General features: G+C 77.9%; 17 protein-coding genes. 5 read left to right on the top strand and 12 right to left on the bottom strand.

Annotated features, from left to right (window positions below; all coding sequences use genetic code 11):
* Positions 1 to 12: 12 nt before the first annotated feature.
* From ribA to E9549_RS07110, 9 genes are all read right to left on the bottom strand, one after another.
* Positions 13 to 666 (bottom strand): GTP cyclohydrolase II, encoded by a 654-nt coding sequence (ribA, locus tag E9549_RS07150; RefSeq protein WP_236825844.1) that lies wholly within the window; start codon positions 664 to 666, stop codon positions 13 to 15.
* Positions 663 to 1,382, bottom strand: coding sequence for a RibD family protein (locus E9549_RS07145; protein WP_236825843.1), 720 nt, complete (start codon positions 1,380 to 1,382; stop codon positions 663 to 665). The genes ribA and E9549_RS07145 overlap by 4 nt, the downstream gene beginning before the upstream one ends.
* A complete protein-coding gene (locus E9549_RS07140; protein ID WP_236825842.1) occupies positions 1,375 to 2,373 on the bottom strand; it encodes a lysylphosphatidylglycerol synthase transmembrane domain-containing protein in 999 nt (332 codons plus the stop codon). The genes E9549_RS07145 and E9549_RS07140 overlap by 8 nt, the downstream gene beginning before the upstream one ends.
* A 19-nt stretch (positions 2,374 to 2,392) precedes the next feature.
* The gene (locus E9549_RS07135; protein ID WP_236825841.1) at positions 2,393 to 3,472 is read right to left on the bottom strand and encodes a glycosyltransferase family 4 protein; all 1,080 of its coding nucleotides are present in this window, start codon (positions 3,470 to 3,472) and stop codon (positions 2,393 to 2,395) included.
* Between the two features lie 26 nt (positions 3,473 to 3,498).
* On the bottom strand, positions 3,499 to 3,897 hold the full coding sequence (locus E9549_RS07130; protein WP_236825840.1) for a 6-carboxytetrahydropterin synthase: 399 nt from the start codon (positions 3,895 to 3,897) through the stop codon (positions 3,499 to 3,501).
* A gap of 4 nt (positions 3,898 to 3,901) precedes the next feature.
* A complete protein-coding gene (locus E9549_RS07125; RefSeq protein WP_236825839.1) occupies positions 3,902 to 4,885 on the bottom strand; it encodes a zinc-binding alcohol dehydrogenase in 984 nt (327 codons plus the stop codon).
* Complete coding sequence (locus E9549_RS07120; protein ID WP_236825838.1) at positions 4,882 to 7,224, bottom strand: CDP-alcohol phosphatidyltransferase family protein; 2,343 nt, start codon at positions 7,222 to 7,224, stop codon at positions 4,882 to 4,884. The genes E9549_RS07125 and E9549_RS07120 overlap by 4 nt, the downstream gene beginning before the upstream one ends.
* A gap of 64 nt (positions 7,225 to 7,288) precedes the next feature.
* Complete coding sequence (locus E9549_RS07115; RefSeq protein ID WP_236825837.1) at positions 7,289 to 8,188, bottom strand: trans-aconitate 2-methyltransferase; 900 nt, start codon at positions 8,186 to 8,188, stop codon at positions 7,289 to 7,291.
* On the bottom strand, positions 8,185 to 8,961 hold the full coding sequence (locus E9549_RS07110; RefSeq protein WP_236825836.1) for a class I SAM-dependent methyltransferase: 777 nt from the start codon (positions 8,959 to 8,961) through the stop codon (positions 8,185 to 8,187). Before E9549_RS07110 ends, E9549_RS07115 begins: the two co-directional genes overlap by 4 nt.
* A 324-nt stretch (positions 8,962 to 9,285) precedes the next feature.
* On the opposite strand from E9549_RS07110, the gene E9549_RS07105 reads away from it, so the two are divergent.
* Both E9549_RS07105 and E9549_RS07100 read left to right on the top strand, forming a co-directional pair.
* Entirely contained in the window at positions 9,286 to 9,816 is a 531-nt protein-coding gene (locus E9549_RS07105) for a sigma-70 family RNA polymerase sigma factor (RefSeq protein ID WP_236825835.1), read from the top strand.
* Positions 9,813 to 10,448, top strand: coding sequence for a zf-HC2 domain-containing protein (locus E9549_RS07100; RefSeq protein ID WP_236825834.1), 636 nt, complete (start codon positions 9,813 to 9,815; stop codon positions 10,446 to 10,448). Before E9549_RS07105 ends, E9549_RS07100 begins: the two co-directional genes overlap by 4 nt.
* Positions 10,449 to 10,469: 21 nt before the next feature.
* Here the strand turns inward: E9549_RS07100 and E9549_RS07095 are convergent, their stop codons facing one another.
* Together E9549_RS07095 and E9549_RS07090 are read right to left on the bottom strand one after the other, a co-directional pair.
* On the bottom strand, positions 10,470 to 11,000 hold the full coding sequence (locus E9549_RS07095; RefSeq protein WP_236825833.1) for an Rv3235 family protein: 531 nt from the start codon (positions 10,998 to 11,000) through the stop codon (positions 10,470 to 10,472).
* Positions 11,001 to 11,037: 37 nt separating this feature from the next.
* On the bottom strand, positions 11,038 to 11,757 hold the full coding sequence (locus E9549_RS07090) for a LysM peptidoglycan-binding domain-containing protein (protein ID WP_236825832.1): 720 nt from the start codon (positions 11,755 to 11,757) through the stop codon (positions 11,038 to 11,040).
* A gap of 86 nt (positions 11,758 to 11,843) precedes the next feature.
* On the opposite strand from E9549_RS07090, the gene E9549_RS07085 reads away from it, so the two are divergent.
* The gene (locus E9549_RS07085; RefSeq protein WP_236825831.1) at positions 11,844 to 12,413 is read left to right on the top strand and encodes a hypothetical protein; all 570 of its coding nucleotides are present in this window, start codon (positions 11,844 to 11,846) and stop codon (positions 12,411 to 12,413) included.
* A 4-nt stretch (positions 12,414 to 12,417) separates the two neighbouring features.
* Here E9549_RS07085 and E9549_RS07080 read toward each other — a convergent pair whose 3' ends face one another.
* Positions 12,418 to 12,675 (bottom strand): helix-turn-helix domain-containing protein, encoded by a 258-nt coding sequence (locus E9549_RS07080; protein WP_236825830.1) that lies wholly within the window; start codon positions 12,673 to 12,675, stop codon positions 12,418 to 12,420.
* 200 nt (positions 12,676 to 12,875) lie between these two features.
* Here E9549_RS07080 and E9549_RS07075 point away from each other — a divergent pair, with 200 nt between their 5' ends.
* A complete protein-coding gene (locus E9549_RS07075) occupies positions 12,876 to 13,607 on the top strand; it encodes an SAF domain-containing protein (protein WP_236825829.1) in 732 nt (243 codons plus the stop codon).
* Positions 13,607 to 14,902: a chromosome partitioning protein gene (locus E9549_RS07070; RefSeq protein WP_236825828.1), complete on the top strand. Its 1,296-nt coding sequence runs from the start codon at positions 13,607 to 13,609 to the stop codon at positions 14,900 to 14,902. The genes E9549_RS07075 and E9549_RS07070 overlap by 1 nt, the downstream gene beginning before the upstream one ends.
* Positions 14,903 to 14,921: the final 19 nt, after the last annotated feature.

Here is a 14,921-nt window from a genome sequence, read left to right as displayed (position 1 = left end):
GTCGTGCACCGGTCAGCCGGCCGGTACCTCGGACGTCCCGTCGGCGAGGAGCGCCGCCCGGTGCAGGCCGTCGTGGCCGCGCCGGGCCTTGGCGGACAGGTAGGTGACGTTCGCGGGGGACACGTGCACACCGGTCGGGACCTGCTCCGCCACGGTGAGCCCGAGCCGGGTCAGCTGGGCCGCCTTGTCCGGGTTGTTGCTCAGCAGGGACAGCGCGGGCACGCCCAGGGCGTGCAGCATCTGGGCGGCGGCCGTGTAGTCCCGCTCGTCGGGTTGGTGGCCGAGCGCGATGTTCGCCTCGTACGTGTCCAGACCGGTGTCCTGCAGCGCGTAGGCGTCGAGCTTGTCGTAGAGGCCGATGCCCCGCCCCTCCTGGCGGAGGTACAGCAGGTGACCGCCGGCCACCGTGATCCGCTCCACCGCCTCGCGCAGCTGGGGCCCGCAGTCGCAGCGCTGGCTGCCGAAGACGTCGCCGGTCAGGCACTCGCTGTGTAGCCGGACCAGCGGGACGGCGGCCGGCTCGCCGAGCGCGAGGGCCAGGTGCTCGCGACCGTCGACGAGGCCGTGGAAGCTGCTCACCACGGCCGTGGTGGCGTAGCCGTCGGGGAAGCGGAGGGGGACGCGCACCCGGGTGCGCAGCTGCGCCGCGGGCAGCGGCGCCGTCATCGGTCCTCTCCCGTGACGTGCTCGGCGCAGAAGCGGTCGGAGAGGGCGTAACGGAGCAGCGCCACGTCGCCGATCTGCGCGACCCCGGCCAGGGCCGCCCGGTGGTGGTCGCGCCACGGGAAGCAGCCGTCCCGGACCAGCCGCGGCGCGCGGGAGTCGCCGACGAACAGGGGCGCCACCACGAGGTGCAGCTCGTCGGCCAGGTCCGCGGTGAGGAACTGGGTGAGCACCGTGCCGCCGCCCTCGACCATCACCCGGTCGACGCCGCGGGCGGAGAGGTCCTCCAGCACGGCCGCCGGGTCGACGTCCGCCGCCGGGCCCGTGTCGACGACGGTCGCGAACCCGCCGAGCCGCTGCCGGACGTCGCCGGCTGCCCCGGTGGGGCAGTAGACGATCTTCTCCGCGTCCCCCGTGGTGAAGAAGGCGGCCGAGGGTGGGAGCTCTCCCCGCCGGGTGAGCGTCACCTTGGCCGGGGACGCGGGCAGCCCGCGCCCCACCCGCTCGGCCCGCCGGGCGGCCGACCGGACCAGGAGCCGGGGGTTGTCGTTCCGGACCGTGGCGGCGCCGACCAGGATCGCGTCGCAGCGGGCTCGCTCCGCGTCGACCCGGTCGAAGTCGGCGTCGTTGGACAGGAGCAGCCTGGCGGCGTCCGTGCCGTCCAGGTACCCGTCGATCGACATGCCGCAGCTGAGCAGGGTGTAGGGCCGGTCAGCCATGCAGTGCACCGTCCTCTCGAGCCTCGTCCTGCACGTGGTCGTCCCCCGGCCGGCGCACCGTGGTGGGGGCGGTGCGCGGCCGTGGCGGGTGCCTCCGGTCGGCGACGAGGACGAGGACGCCGGGCAGCACCGACACCAGGACCAGCACGCCGAAGGCGGTGGCCACGCTCGCGCCGGCGGCGGCGCCCCAGCCGGCGGTCGCGAAGACCCACGCGGCCACGCCCTCCCGTGGTCCCCAGCCACCGACGTTGACCGGGATGGCCGCGGCCAGCAGGACGACGAGCGCCAGCGGGAGCAGCTGCGGGGGAGGGCCGTGCACGCCGGCGGCGTGGGCGGCGAGCAGGAAGGTGCCGAGGTAGCCGAGCACCGCGAGGACGGACGCGACGAGCACCGGCGGCCACGTGGAGGGCTGCAGCAGCGCCGTCCGGGCCTCGACCCGCACCGCGCGGGCCAAGCGGGCCAGGCGTACCGGGCCGCGCAGCGCCAGACCCCGCCCGGTGGCCAGCAGGACCCCCGCGGCCACGGCGCCGACGCCGGCTACCGCGAGGGCCGGCCCCCGCAGCGGCGAGGGGAACGTCGTCAGCACCGCCAGCGCCATCGCCACCTGGACGACCTGGCCCGCGACCCGTTCCCAGACCACGGCGCGCAGCGCGCGGCCCAGGTCGCCGACGTCGGCCCCGTGCCGCACGCCGCGGTAGACGTCCCCGACCACGCCGCCGGGGAGCAGGCTGTTGAGCAGCTGCCCCCGGTAGTAGGCGGCGACCGCCGCGCGCATCGGCAGCCCGACCCCGAGCGCCGCGGCCACGGCGCGCCAGCGCCAGGCCGAGCAGACCGTCGTGCCGGCGCCGATGGCGGCCGCCGCGAGCAGCGCCCCCGGACCCAGCCCGCGGATGCCGTCCAGGAACGGGTCCGCCCCCAGCCGCCAGACCAGGACGGCGAGGACCAGGACGCCGCCGAGGACGCGTGCCCTCGCCCACGCGCGTCCGCTCACCCCTCGGCCTCCGTCCGTCTCACCGGTCGACACGGATCGCCGGCGCATCCGGTTCAGCGCCCACCGCGGCCAGCACCTCCCGGACGCGCGTCCCCGTGGCCGGCCAGCGCTCCAGGGTCTCGCGCCGGAGCAGGGCGGCGTCCCGGAGGCGGTCGCGGAGCGCGCGGTCGGTGAGCCAGCGGGCGAGGGCGGCGCCGAGGGCCGCCGGGTGCGCCGGGGGTACGAGGAGACCGGGTGGGCCCGCGGCCGTGCGCCCGACCGACTCCGGGAGGCCGCCGACCCGGGTCGCGAGCACGGGCAGCCCGGCGGCCAGCGCCTCGGTGACCGCCATGCCGTAGGTCTCGGCCCGGGAGGGGACGACGAGCAGGTCGGCCTCCTGGTACGCGCGGCGCAGCGCCTCCCCGGTGCGGACGCCGGTCATCCGGACGCGGTCGCCGATCCCGGTGGCCGCGGCCCGGCGCACCAGCGCGGCGGCGAAGCGCGGGTCCCGGTCCCGGGAGCCGACCAGCGTGCAGCGCCAGGGGAGACCGGCGAGGTCCCCGAGGGCGGCGAGCAGCAGGTCCTGGCCCTTGACCGGCGCCAGCGTCCCGACGCACAGCAGCCGTCCGCCGCCGGCCGACCGGGGGCTCACGGGGGCCGGTCCGGTCCCGGGGCGGGCGACGTGCAGGCCGGCGGCGGCGAGGTGGTAGCGGTCGAGCAGGCGGCGCCGCGTCCAGTGGCTGGTGGTGATCACGGCCCGGGCGGCGGCGAGCACCGCCGCCTCGTCGTCGGCCCCGACGGCGTCGCCGCCGAAGACCATGTGCACCAGCACCACGAGCCGGAGGCGGCGGGAGCAGGGTACGAGCACGGTCCGGGCGGCGCAGGCGACCAGCCCGTCGGCGAGGACCAGGGCGCCGTCCGGCAGCGCGTCCAGCGCGCGCGCCAGGGCGGCCAGCGCCGGCGGGTCCGGTCGCGGCCACGACCCCCCGGCGGCGATCTCGGTGACCTGCCACCCGGCCCTGCGCAGGTCGTCGCAGACCTCGCGGTCGTAGCGGTTGCCGCCGCTGACCCGGGCGGGGTCGTCGATGCCCGCCGGCACGACGACGTGGACCCGGTTCACGCTGCGATGCGCACGCCCCTGTCCGCTCACAGCGGCCGTTCGTAGGTCGCCCACGCGACGTGCGACTCGTGCAGGGTGACGGCCAGGTCCGCCAGCGCCTGACCGCCGGACCCGAGCGCGCCCTGGTGGATCCGGTCCGCCAGCCGGTCGGCGATCACGCGGGCCAGCGCCTCGGTCGTGGTGTTCGTGCCGGCCAGCGCGGGGTCGTCGTCCAGGTTCCGGTAGGTCAGCTCGCCGAGCACCTCGTGCAGCAGCCCGGCGGCCGCGCCGATGTCCACGACCACGCCGTCGGCGTCGAGCTCCGCCCGGCGCAGGGTGGCGTCGACGACGTACGTGGCGCCGTGCAGCCGCTGGGCCGGTCCGAACACCTCGCCGGTGAAGCTGTGGGCGATCATCATGTGGTCGCGGACCGTCACACCGAACACGGGCTCACTCCTCGTCGTAGGCGATCGTGTGGCAGAGGGCCGGCAGCCGTCCGGCGGCGAGCTGCGCCATCACCTCGGGCAGGTCGTCGAACCGCGACTGCCCGGTGAGCAGCGCGTCGAAGGCGTCGTCCCGCAGCAGGTCGAGGGCCAGCGCGAGCCGGTCCCGGGTCGTCCGCGAGCCGCGTCGCACCGCCGCCACGACCCCGACCTGGCTGGCGCGCAGCTGCAGCCGCCGGGAGTGGAACGCGCCGCCGAGCGACAGCGCCACCTCCCGGTCTCCGTACCAGCTCAGCTCCAGGACGGTGCCCTCGGCCCGGAGCAGGTCGATCGACAGCTGGAGCCCCGCGGCGGTCGCGCTCGCGTGCACCACGAGGTCGCGCCCGCCCGAGGCGCCGGCCGGCGCGGCGAAGCGGACCCCGAGCCGTCCGGCCACCGGTGCGCGGGCGTCGTCGACGTCGACCAGTTCGACGTCGGTGGCCGGGAATCGCGCCAGCAGCCGCGCGACGCAGCAGCCGATCATGCCGGCGCCCACGACGGTGACCCGGTCACCGAGCAGCGGTGGCGCGTCCCAGAGGGCGTTGAGCGCGGTCTCGACCGTGCCGGCCAGCACGGCCCGCCGGGGCGGGACGCCGTCGGGCACCGGGACGACGGCGTCGGCGGGGACCACGTAGACCGTCTGGTGCGGGTGCAGGCAGAAGACGGTGCGCCCGAGAAGCGGGGCGGGGCCGTGCTCCACGACGCCCACGCTCAGGTACCCGTACTGCAGCGGCCCGGGGAAGTCCCCGACCTGGAACGGCGCCCGCATGGCCTCGCGCTGGTGCTCGGGCACCTCCCCCCGGAAGACGAGGGTCTCCGTGCCCCGGCTGATCCCGGAGTGGAGCGCCCGGACGACGACCTCGTCCGGTCCCGGCTCGCGCAGCCGGGCGGCCCGGATCTCCCCGGCGCCCGGCCCGCGCAGCCAGAAGGCCCGCGCCGTCGGGGCGCTCACCGCACCGGCCCTTCGGCGCGGACGCCCGGGGCCGCGCCGAAGGCATCCAGGAAGCGGTCGCGGAAGGCGTCCATGGGCCACACGGGCGCGGTCGGGCCGGGCAGCAGCCCGGTCTGCCAGTCCCAGGCGGAGATGCCCTCCAGCACGGCCGGGTCCGAGGTCACCAGGGAGACGAGCACCTCGCGGCCGGCGTCGGGGGCGCTGATCGCCGTCGGGGGCTGGTGGTCGCCGACCACGACGAGGACGAGGTCGGGGTCGTCCAGGCGGGCCACCCAGGAGATCAGCGCCTCGAGGGAGTACTGGATCGACTGGGCGTAGAGCCGGCGGACGGTCTCGGGATCGCGCCAGGCCTCCTCCGGCGACAGGCCCTGCGCGACCATGCCCTCGAAGACGACCGAGCCGTCGCCGAGCTCGTCCCACGGCACCATCGCGGGCAGGGGCGTCCACGGCTGGTGGGAGGAGACGAGGTCGATCTGCGCCATCACCGGGGCGTGCCCCGGCCGCAGCTCGAGCCGCTCGAAGGCGGCCAGGGTGTACTGGTCGGGCACCCGGGCCCAGCTGAAGGCCGGACCCCGGTACCCCAGGCCGTTCCGGTCGTAGACGCGGTCGTAGCCGTAGAACGACGTGCCCTCGGGCCACGGCCCGTCGTGGGCGGGGTTGACACCGACGGTCCGCCAGCCGGCGGCGCCGAAGGCGCTGCTGAGCGTGCGCCGGTCGCTGGCCATGAGCCGGTCGTAGCGCGGCTGGCCGTCGATCCACAGCCCGGACTGCAGGGTCGCGTGGGCGAGCCAGCTGTAGCCGCCGTACGTCGGCGAGTCGAGGAAGGCGCTGCGCGCCTCGAACCCGGCGCGCTCCAGCCGGGTCGTGCCGGTGCGCAGCACGGACGTGACACCGGGAGCGACCACCGGGTCCTCGACGGCGACCCGGCCGTAGCTCTCGACGAAGGCGATGACGACGTCCTTCCCGCGCAGCGCGGCGAGCAGCCCCGGCCCGCTCGCCGCACCCGTGCGCGGGTCGGCGGAGCGGACCTCCGTGTCGAAGCGTTCCTGGTCCGCGAGCGCCCGCCCGACGTCCCTCCCGTGCGCGAGGGCCAGCCCGGCGGCGCTGGTCGAGGCCACGGGGCCGGCGGGGGTGAGCTGCAGCGACAGCGCGGCGCAGACCGCCCACACCAGGCCGAGGGCCGCGAGTCCCCGGGCCGATCGGCCCCGGTGCCGGGCGGCGCCGCCGGTGAGCCGGATCGTCGACGCGACGACGAGGGCGATCGCCAGGACGAGGGCGAGCGCGGCCAGGCCGAGGACGACCAGGGTCGCCGCCTCACCGACCGAGTCCTGCACCACCTCGACGGCCGGGACGAACGCGCCGTGGTCGAGCACCGGGTTGAACGGCCGGCCGATCTGGGCGGTGAAGCCGGTGTCGAGCAGCTTGACGACCGCGAGCACGGCGAGGGCGACGCCCGCGGCCGTTGCCACGACCCGCCGGGGACGCGGCGGCAGCACGAGCCCGAGGGCCACCAGGGCGAGCCCCTCCAGCGGGATGCGGGCGAAGGAGCCCGGGGTGAGCTGGTCCAGTCGAGGGGGTGCGACGAGGACCGCCCACACGATCCCGGCCGCGACGACGGCGGTGGCGGACCGCAGCGCCCGGCGGGTGCGCGGTCCGGCGCCGGTGCGGTACAGCCAGACGACGCTGCGGCCGAACGACTCGGCCAGGAGCAGCAGCACCACCCCGACCGCCACCGTGCCGACCGGTTGGGGCAGCACGCCGGAGACCGCGACGGTGAGGACGACGCCCGAAGCAGCGGCGACGACCTTGCCCCAGTACCGGGGCGGCAGCGGCGCGGCCAGCCACGGGAGGACCCACCCCGCTCCCAGGAAGACGTACCGGGCGGCGCCGATCGCCAGCACCCACGCGCCGTGGTCCCGGGCGACCGCGATGCTCAGGACGAGGATGAGGAAGGCGTCGACCTCGCCGTCCAGCCGGGCCCCGAACGGCGTGGCGGTGCCGGTGCGGCGGGCGACCCGGCCGTCCACGTTGTCGAGCACCAGCGCGACGGAGGAGAGGACGACGACCGCGGTGACCGGCAGCGGCCGGTCGGCGGAGCCCGCGACGAGCGCGGCGACCCCGGCGGTCAGCACCGCCCGCCCCAGCGTCACCCGGTCCGGCGGGAGGACGGGATCCCCGCGGCGGGCCCGGCCGACGACCAGCAGCGCGGTCGCGGCCCAGCCGGAGACCAGCCCGACCGACCAGCCCGCGGCGTCGAGCCCGACGGCCAGCGACAGGACCCCGAGCAGGGCAGCGGTGCCGAGCGCGCCGAGGGCCGTCTCGAGCCGGGCAACGCGCATCGCACCTCCGTCCCGGATCCGTGGCGGCCTCTGCGAGGGACCACGGATGCGGGCGCGCGCCGGTTCAGCCGGGGACGGCCGGCCGGGCGGGGGACCGCCCGGCGAGGTCGAGCTGGTGCGCCAGGTAGACGAGCTCGCCCCCGGCGAGCTGGGCCCGGCGGGTCGCCAGCCAGTCCGCGAGGCCGGCAGGTGCGGTGGGGCCGGTCAGGGCCTCCTCCACCGTCTGCAGGATGGCCTCGAGGAACCAGGCCTCGTCTCCCGGGTACGAGCCGTCCGGGCCCGGGTGCACGACCCAGTCGGAGGCGCCCACCGAGCAGGCCGGGGCGCCGGCGTCCCGGAGCTGGTGGAAGAGGTGCCGGCCGGTGCGGCTGTCGCCGGCCGGGCGGCCGAAGCGGACGCGCTGGTCCATGGTGCGGTGGTACGCCGTCAGGACGTCGTCGTCAGCCGGGTGGTCGGGCTGGAAGACCGTCTCGCCGTCGAAGTTCACGGTGAACCAGTAGGCGCCGCCCGGCACCACCAGCCGGAGGAGCCCGGGCAGGACGGCGGGCACGTCGACCAGGTCGAGGACGGCGTTGGCGATCAGCAGGTCGGCCGGCTCCCCGCCGCCGGAGGCCAGGTGGTCGCCGATCTCCGCCTCCACCAGGCGCACCCGCAGCTCGCCGAGCCGCACCCCGTCGGGCAGCAGCTCGGTGCCGACGCCCCGGTCGGCCGCCCAGGCGCAGAGCCAGCCGCGGGAGTCCCGCAGCAGCTGCGGGTCGACGTCCAGGAGGACGTACTCGCCCGAGCTGAGCACCTGCCGCTCGAGCAGCCGCGCCACCATCGTCCCGAGCCCGGCGCCGATCTCCACGACCCGGCAGGCGCCCGGCGGCACCAGGCGCCGGAGGTCGGCCAGCACCTGGGAGTTGAGGGCGCGGTCGTCCACGGTCTTCTTGGCCGCCAGGTAGCGGGTGTAGGGGTAGGTCACCGCTTCTCCGCCACCAGCGCGAACTTGCGCACCCGCCCGGACCCGAGCCAGTCGGCCCACGCCCGGTGGGCGCGGAGCAGGTCGGCCAGGGCGGCGCTGCCGAGGGCCGCCGAGATCCCGGCCGCATCCGCCTCGTACGACCGCAGCAGCGCCGTCGCCGTCTCGGCGTGGGCCGCCGTCCACTCCTCCTGCCAGGTGACGGCCAGGCCGGCCGCCCGCAGCAGGCCGGTCAGCTCGGCGAGGCCGATCGGCCAGACGGTGTCGGCCTGCGGCATCCGGGCCCGCTCGACCGGGGTGAGCGGCGGGCCCTCCTCGACGGTGCAGGCGAAACGGCCTCCCGCCGGCAGGACGCCGGCGACCGCCTCGACGAGGGGCGCCTTGTCGCGGAAGGCCAGCATCGTCTCCAGGAGCAGGACGACGTCGAAGCGGTCGTCGGGCAGCGGGGGGACGTGCGCCTGCTCGAACCGGCACGGCAACCCGCCGGCCAGGCCGCGGGCGATCCCCACGGCGCCCGCGGAGCTGTCCACGCCCAGGTAGCGGCACCCGGACTCCGCGGTGATCATCCGCCCCGGCCCGGCGACCCCGCAGCAGAGGTCGAGCACCGAGACGCCGGGGCCGATGCCTGCCCGGCGGGCCAGGGCACGGATCTCGCCGGCCCGCATGAAGCTCTCCTGGCCCACGAACTCCCCGCGGGCGTGCGCGACCTCGCCGGCCCGCCACAGCGCGGTCCGGGACGGAGCCGGCTCGTCCAGCCGCACGGGGCGCTCACCCACCCCGCGGGTCGGAGGAGGGTGCGCGGCCGCGGGTCGGCGGCGGGCACGGTGGGGCGGTCCGTGGTCTGCTCTGCACCTGGCCTCCGCTCCGGTCTACCGGGGAGCACGGGGCGGCGGCGGGGACGGTTCACCCGCTCGGGGCGCAGGCTGAACCGGGGGCCCCGGACGCACGTTCACGAGGACGTGACGACGATGCGGGCGACGCCCCGGGGCACCCGCGGCGCCGGCCTGCCCGGGGGCCCCGGGCTCCGGGGCCCCGGCCGGGTCCGGCAGCCGCGAGCCGGAGTATCGACAGCGACGGCGGTGAGCCGGATGCTCCTCGGGGTGAGCCGATCCAGGGTGCCGGAGACGGCCGACGAGGCGCTGCTGCGCCGGCTCTGGGACGAGCACGCCGGCCCGCTGCTGGGTTTCGTCATCCGGCTCAACGGCGGTGACCGCGGTGCCGCGGAGGACGTGGTGCAGGAGACCCTGCTGCAGGCCTGGCGCCACCCGGAGGTGATGGACCCGGCGCGCGGGCCGCTGCGCCCGTGGCTGTTCACCGTCGCCCGTCGGCTGGTCGTCGACCGCCACCGGGCGCGCCTGGCCCGCCCCGCCGAGGTCGACGACACCGCCCTCCCGCACCTGGCCGCGGACGACGGCGTGGACGCCGCCCTGGACCGCTGGCTGGTCGCCGACGCGCTGTCGGCGCTGACCCCGGCCCACCGCGAGGTGCTGCTCCACACCTACTACGCCGGGCGTACCGTCGCCGAGGCGGCCGTCGTCCTCGGCGTGCCACCCGGAACGGTGAAGTCGCGGGTCTTCTACGCCCTCAGGGCGCTGAAGCTCGTCCTCGAGGAGCGGGGTGTCACGACGTGAGCTGCCCGCGGGAGGTCGACGTCGGCGCCTACCTCCTCGACGCCCTGGAGCCGGACGAGCGGATGGGCATGGCGGCCCACCTGCGCGGCTGCCCCGTGTGCAGCGGGGCGCTCGGCGAGCTGGGCGGCCTGCCGCCGCTGCTGGCCGCGGTCCGGCCCGGGGACGTGCACGCGGAGGCCCCGGTCCCGAGCGAGGTCTCCTTCCAGCGGTTGCGCCGCTCGGCGGTGCCCCTGCGCCCGGCCCGCCTGCGCCACCGCAGGCTCCTCGCCGGGGCGGTCGCGGCGGTGGTGGTGGTCGGCGGGGGCATCGGCGCCGGTGTGGTCCTGACCTCCGGGCCGGCCGAGCCGGCGACGATGCAGGGCAGCGCGGGCGACCTGCACGCCTGGGCGACGGTCGCCGCGGAGGGGAACGGGTCGAGCATCTCGCTGACCACGGAGGGCCTCCCGCGCGGGACGACGTGCTGGCTGGTGGCGGTGGGCCGGGACGGCGAGCGGCACCGCACCCGGAGCTGGACCACCGGACGGGAGGGCGAGCTCTCCTGGACCGGCACGATCGCGCTCGCACCCGAGCAGCTGGCCCGGCTCGAGCTCGTGGGTGGCGACGGGCGCACGCTGGTCACCCTGCCCGGCTGACCGGCGCGGTCCGCCGGCCGGTCAGCCGATCTGCAGAGCGGTGCAGCGCCACCGGCCGTCCATGCCCTCCAGCCGCGCGGCGACGGCGTGCGCGCGCCCGCCGCGGTGGGCGACGGCGCTGATCTCCGCCACGCCGTCCACCGGCTCGCAGACGCGCACCGGACCGACCACCACCGGCGCGCTGCCCCCGGCGCACCACCGCGGCCGGCGCCCGGCCGCGAGCGCGGCGTAGACGCCCGTCGAGGTCAGCGGCTGCAGCTGGGCCAGCGGGCGGCGGCCGGCGAACGCCTCGAGCGCGGTGGTGACCAGCCGCCGCGCCGCCGCGCCCGCGGGCGGCAGGCCGGCCCGGCCGGTCAGCACCGGCCCGAACTCGTCGTGCGCGAGGGCAGGGGAGGCGGCTCCCGGCCGCGGCCCCGGGGGGAGCTGCGGCAGGGGGAGCGCCCGGTCGGGGTGCACCAGGCGCAGCGCGGGCCGCAGCCCGCCCGGCGGCCGCGGGGTGGGGACGACGGTCAGCTGCAGGGGCGCGAGGGCGGTGCGGGACGGTGCGGTCATCGATGACTCCCGGGTTCGGCGGTGGGGGACGGGCGGGTCACGGCAGGGCCGGTGGTCGGAGCACCTGGCCGGGGAGCAGCAGGTCGGGATCGGGGCCGATCACCTCGGCGTTGGCGTGCCACCAGGCCGTGACGGCGCTCGCCACCTCGGCGTCCGACGGCGTCCGCCCCCGCGTGCCCGCCAGGTGGTCCTCGGTGATGCGCCAGAGGCACTCGCCGCGCAGGACGACGTGCTCCCCGGGTGCCGTCGCCGGCGGCCGGTCGGGCACGGGGACGGTGCGTGCGGCGGCGTCCGGTGGGGGCGCCGGAGCCGGCGGCCAGTCGGGGACGGCGGACGACGGCATCGGGGGAGCGGGCACCTCCTCGGCCGCGGCGGCCGGCGCGGCCGGCGGTCCCGGTAGCACCGCTCCCGGGAGCGGGGGTGCGATGCCCAGCCCGAGACCCAGGACGAGGGCGGCGGCCCGCCGGGCGCCGGAGGGCAGCACGCCGCGGAGTGCCCTGGCGGCGAGCGCGCCGTTCGCTCCGGGCAGCGCCGAGCCCGCGGTCAGCGCGAGGCCGAGCGCCCCCCAGCCCCACACCGCCCATGCGAGCACCCCCACGAGGTGCGCGACCAGGACGTCGGGGCCCGCGGTGTCGGCCGTGCGCTGGGCGGCGGCGAGGGCGGACAGCGAGGCGGCCGGCGCCGGGGCCAGCACGGCCAGCACGACGGCGGCGCCGCCCATGCCGGCACCCGTCCCGAGCAGTCGTCGCACCGACACCGGCCCTCCTCAACGTTGACGTCGCAGCACTAAATCAAGCAAATGCGATCAAACGCAAGCACGTGCATCGTTCTAGGCTGTGCGGCATGCGGTGGCAGCAGCTGTTCGCGGACCTGCAGGCTCAGTTCGAGGCCGCGGAGGACGCGCAGGACCGGGCGGAGTTGGCCTCGCGCGCCCGCGCGGAGCTCGGCGCGGTGCGGCTGGCCGACCGGATCGGGGGATCGCTCGGCGCGGAGCTCGTGGTGACGTGCCGCGGGGCGGGCCGGGTCCGCGGGGTGCTCGCCGCGCAGGGGAGCGACTGGCTGCTGCTCGCCGACGAGCAGGGCCGCGACCAGTTGGTGGCCGTGTCAGCCGTCCGGGCGGTGGACGGGCTGGGGCGCTGGGCGGCGGCGGCCGGCGAGCCGGGGCCGGTTCGGGCCCGGCTGGACCTGCGCCGGGCGCTGCGCGGGCTGGCGCGCGACCGCAGCGCCGTCCAGCTCCTGCTGGACGACGGGGCGCGGCTGACCGGGACGATCGACCGGGTGGGCGCCGACTACGTGGAGGTGGCCGAGCACGCGGCGGAGGAGCCCCGTCGCGCGGGGGCGGTGCGCCGGGTCTCGGCGGTGGTCGTCGACGCCGTCGCCGTGGTGCGCACCCTGGCGCCCGGGTGGGAGTGAGCCGTCAGCCGCGCTGCTCGGCGGCGTCGGCGGTGGCGGCGGACCCGGCGGCCGGCTCGGGCGGCACGGTGCCGGCGCGGGCCTCGGCGTACTTCTGCTGGATGAAGCGCTCGAGCTCGTCCACCTCGACGCGCCACTGGCCGCGTCCGCCGATCTGGATGGCGATCAGCTCCTTGCGGCGCACCAGCGCATAGGCCTGCGACCACGAGACGTTGAGGATCTCCGCGACGTCGTCGAGGGTCAGGAAGCGGGGCGTGGGCATCGGTGTCTCCGTCCGTTCGCGGCCCAGTCTGTCAGCCGTGCCGGTGGTCCGTGGCGGCCGTCCACACCCGAACGTGTGGACGGCGGATGCACGAGTTCGCACGCATACCGCATCATCGGCGTCCCAACGCCGCCGACGGCCCGCACCGCGGGCCGGCGCACCCGACCGGGCCGGCGGCGTGCCGGCAGAGATGAGGTCGCGTGAGCGCCGTGCGGACCCCGGGCGCCGTCCCCGGCGCCACCGAGCTGCCGGCCGGGCCCACCCCGCGGCGGGTCCGGCCCCCCGGCTGGCTGGACCTCCGTCTGGTGCTCGGCGTGCTGCTCGTGCTCGCCTCGGTGCTCCTCGGCGCGCGGGTGGTCGGCGCCGCCGACGCCACCGTGCCGGTCTGGAGCGCTGCTGCCGACCTCGCGGCCGGGACGGTCCTGACCGCCGACGACCTGGTGGTCGTCGACGTCCGGCTCGACGACGCGGCCGAGAAGTACCTCTCGGGCAGCACCCGCCCCGAGGGCCGCGAGCTCTCCCACGGCGTGCGGGCCGGTGAGCTGCTGCCCCGCTCCGCCCTCGAGGAGCCGTCGGAGCTGGTCCAGCTCGCCCTGCCGGTCCAGGCCGGCTACGTGCCCCCGGGGCTGCGCCGCGGGCAGGTGGTCGACGTGTACGCCGTCGCCGACCCCGCCGCCGGCGCCACCGGCGCGGACCTGGGCAGCGTGGGCCTGGTCGTCGGCGCGGCACCCGTGCAGGCGGTGTCGGGCGGCGCGGACGGCGTCCTGTCGACGCCGACCACCACGGTGCAGGTCGTGGTCGGCGTGGCGGCCGGTGACGCCGCCGGCGTCCTGGCGTCCATCGCCGGGCGCCCCCTCGTGGTCGTCGCCCACCCCGCCGGCGCGACGGCGGACGGCAGCGCGGTCGCGGCGCCGACCGGGCCGACCGGCTGATGGCGCTCCAGGTCTTCACCGCCGTCACCGGCGCGGGCTGGGAGTCCGCGCTCGTCGGTGCGCTCGACCGCGACGACCACGGGGTCACCGTCGTCCGGCGCTGCGTCGACGTCTCCGACCTGCTCGCGGCCGCGGCCACCGGCACCGGTCAGGCGGCGCTGCTGTCGGCGGAGCTGCGCCGGCTGGACGGCGACGCGGTCGCCCGGCTGCACGCCGCCGGCGTCGCGGTCGTCGGTCTGGTCGAGCCCGGTGACGACGCAGCGGCCCAGCGGCTGCGCAGACTGGGCGTCGCCCGGGTGCTACCGGCCGACGCGGACCCGGAGCTGATCGCCGAGGCGCTGCGGGACGCGGTCGCCGGCGCCCCGCTGCCCGGTCACGACGTCGCCGACCTCCGCGCGGCGCTCCCGGCGCCCTCGCGGCCCCCGGAGCCGGGACGGCCGCCGGGGGAGCGGGGCCGCGTGGTGGCCGTGTGGGGCGCGACCGGCGCGCCGGGCCGGACGACGGTCGCGGTCGGCCTGGCCGACGAGGCGGCCCGGCTGGGCGTGCCCACCCTGCTGGTCGACGCCGACGTCCACGGCGGCGTGGTCGCCCAGGTGCTCGGGCTGCTCGACGAGTCGCCCGGGCTCGCCGGCGCGGCCCGGCAGGCCGGCCTCGGGACGCTGGACGCCAGGGCGCTCGCCTCGCTGGCGTGGGCGGTCCGGCCGGACCTGCGGGTGCTCACCGGTCTCGCCCGCGCCGACCGCTGGCCCGAGCTCCGCCCCGCCGCGGTGGCCGCGGTCCTCGACGAGGCCCGCCACCTCGCGCAGCTCACCGTCGTCGACTGCTCCTTCGGCGTGGAGGACGACGAGGAGCTCTCCTACGACACCGCGGCCCCGCGCCGCAACGGCGCCACCCTCGCCGTCCTCGAGCACGCGGACACGGTGCTGTGCGTCTCGGGGGCCGACCCGGTCGCCCTCCAACGGTGCGTGCGGGCACTGGACCAGCTGCGCGACGTGCTGCCCGATGTCGAGCCGGTGCTCGTGGTGAACCAGCTGCGCCGCGGGCCGGTGCCCGGCGACCCGCGCCAGGAGATCGGCGACGCGCTGGAGCGGTTCACCGGCCGGCGCCCCCGGTCCTTCCTCCCGGCGGACCGGCGCGCGACCGATGCCGCCCTCGCGGCCGGCCGCACCCTGGCCGAGGCGGCGACCGGCTCGCCCCTGCGGGCGGAGCTGCGCGCGCTCGCCGCCCAGCTGGCCGGCGTGCCCGCCCCCGCGGCCGGCCGGCGCGCCGCGCTCCGCCGCCGGCGGGCGGGCTGACCGCGGGCTGTCCCGATCG

It is taken from the genome of Blastococcus sp. MG754426, assembly GCF_021699055.1.
Taxonomy (GTDB): Bacteria; Actinomycetota; Actinomycetes; order Mycobacteriales; family Geodermatophilaceae; genus Blastococcus.
This window is presented reverse-complemented; position numbering and strand designations above follow the sequence as displayed.

Bases quoted from the DNA above. Each gene is read 5' to 3' on its own strand.
- E9549_RS07095 (WP_236825833.1), bottom strand. From the start codon at position 11,000: ATGACCGCACCGTCCCGCACCGCCCTCGCGCCCCTGCAGCTGACCGTC.
- E9549_RS07080 (WP_236825830.1), bottom strand. From the start codon at position 12,675: ATGCCCACGCCCCGCTTCCTGACCCTCGACGACGTCGCGGAGATCCTC.
- E9549_RS07085 (WP_236825831.1), top strand. From the start codon at position 11,844: ATGCGGTGGCAGCAGCTGTTCGCGGACCTGCAGGCTCAGTTCGAGGCC.
- E9549_RS07145 (WP_236825843.1), bottom strand. From the start codon at position 1,382: ATGGCTGACCGGCCCTACACCCTGCTCAGCTGCGGCATGTCGATCGAC.
- ribA (WP_236825844.1), bottom strand. From the start codon at position 666: ATGACGGCGCCGCTGCCCGCGGCGCAGCTGCGCACCCGGGTGCGCGTC.
- E9549_RS07070 (WP_236825828.1), top strand. From the start codon at position 13,607: ATGGCGCTCCAGGTCTTCACCGCCGTCACCGGCGCGGGCTGGGAGTCC.
- E9549_RS07120 (WP_236825838.1), bottom strand. From the start codon at position 7,224: ATGCGCGTTGCCCGGCTCGAGACGGCCCTCGGCGCGCTCGGCACCGCT.